The organism is Shewanella sp. 11B5 (assembly GCF_002836795.1).
GTDB classification, from domain to species: Bacteria; Pseudomonadota; Gammaproteobacteria; order Enterobacterales; family Shewanellaceae; genus Shewanella; species Shewanella frigidimarina.
On the sequence record NZ_PJAP01000651.1, the window covers coordinates 1 to 2,157 of the forward strand.

Here is a 2,157-nt window from a genome sequence, read left to right on the forward strand (position 1 = left end):
CTTCTTCGGCAGCGTCTGATGTGTATAAGATACAGGTAACGCCAGTATCTAATATGTCACTTTACATATTGGCAGTGTTTACTTTGTTGATTGTTAATAAGTAACAGGTTATTGAGTTGGATGGGGAGTATGCTATAGCAGTCATTCTAGCTGGCATATCTAGTGCATTAGGGATTCATCATTTTTATGGCAGCAGAACGGTCCTTTGTCTATGGTGCGTTTGATTTAGTCTTAGCGATTGTTGGTCGTTTTATTGATAAATAAAACGATATGATTAAAGCAGGCTAATATTTGTGGCTTGATGATAAAAAACCATTAGCTTTTGCTAATGGTTTTTTATATTGCGAGTAAGCTATAAGCCTCTTATGGCGTTGTTTTTAGTGATAATAGATGATTGTATAATATTTGGGTAAAGCGTTCTGAATTGTCATAAGTCATCATTAGTTGATTGTTTGCGTCTTTCGTGTCGAAAGCTTTATTTAAATTGACTTCAATTAACTGTTGATCTGCAACTAAATAATATGTCGGAAGAATGTGCTCAGCAACTTTGTCATTTATAGCGTCCTCAGTTGTAATAATTAATGGCTGATTACTTGGGCTAATGCTGCGTTCTACTGTAAATGTCGTTTCTGGTTGCAGGTTAATATCAAGCAGAGTGATCTTACTTTGTTGCTCATCGACGATGATAAACTCTGGATATAAACTATCAAATTGTGCTCTAGCGATATCATCAACTGTGATCATATCAGCCGTCTCGTAATCAGGAAGGTCGTAGATTTCATAATTATTGACTTCACGACACATGACATCAGCTTCTTGAGATACGTTTATAGAATATAATGTTTGTGGCCAATTTAGCGTGTTGAATTTAAGACTATCAGGAATAATGTTAAGTATTGAGCTCCAGCTATCACTTGGTGTGAGTATTTTTTCTACATTAATAGTGACATTAACATCTGTTGATTCATACACTGTTTTGTAACTATTACCTTCTATAAACGGTTCAGTCGTCGGCAATGGTGCAATGGTATACCAACCGTTATGGGTTGTGTTCCAGCATTCAATTTCTATTTCTTGCTCATCTATATCTTTAGGGAATTCGGTAACATAACCAATTCCGTCAATAGAGGCTGATCCTATAACTGTCTTTCCTGTCTCATCATTGTCTAGTGAGAATGTGCTGAACTGTGACAGCAACGCTAGCGATAAGGTATTAGCAAAGCCGCTATCATTAATGATATTACCTAACACAACATCCCAATCGTTTTGTGACAAAATACGAGAATCGATTGGTAATTCTGTAAATCCTAATGCGATAGCTGAATCACTAAAGAGTATATTTGCGGCTAAAGTAAATATGTCGTCTGAGAAGAACTCTTCGATAGAAAGGCCGCTATCAATTAATATTTGCCAAAGTTGAGCATAAGTAGCTGCAAGAATTTTTTCTGCTGCGATTAAGTTTGGGATTTGAGTCGCGATGACTTGCTGTAAATAAGCAATGGCATAGTCTATGCGCATAAAGTTAGCTGAGGCTGATGTTTCCGCTGAAATAGAATACAAGGTGTCTGCATCTAATTGATACAACATAGCCAATAGAGTGTCTAACTCAGCCGATAGCTGACTAATATCACTGTTAGACAGACTTTGACTCTTCATCTCAATCACCCGAGAGAGTTTAATATGGGTCAGGTTATTAATCGCGCCATTGTACTGTGGGCTAGCGATTAACGTGCCTTTTCCTGCGTCACTAACGATAGATCTTGGCGCAGAGCGGGTGGTTGGATTTTTAACCTTAAGTGCTAAAGAGCGGGCTTGGATTGCTTGTGTTGCTGTCGCCGCCTGCCAGTTAGCCACTAAATAATAGTCTGGGGTTTCGACTTCGCTCTTCCAATCAATTTGGTAGTTACCGTCAATATCTGTAATAGTAAAAGGTTCATCGCTATCACAGGCTAAGTTTTGGTTTAAATCGGCGCAAACAGTCGCACCAGATAATGCACCTTGATATACCGCTAAACCGGTTACCCGGTGAGTATATTCTGATGCTACTGGAGGCGTTGTAATCGGGGGCGGTGTGCCAGAATCAGGTTGCGTGATTTCGGTATTAGAATCGTCGTCAGATGAACCGCAACCGACTAAGAGTGCGCCAGAGATTAATAT

1 protein-coding gene is annotated in these 2,157 nt (G+C 39.0%); it reads right to left on the bottom strand.

The annotated features are described in order from the left end of the window. Nucleotides 1–363: 363 nt before the first annotated feature. On the bottom strand, nucleotides 364–2,157 hold a 1,794-nt coding region (locus CXF78_RS21470), incomplete at its 5' end, for a hypothetical protein (protein ID WP_102037243.1).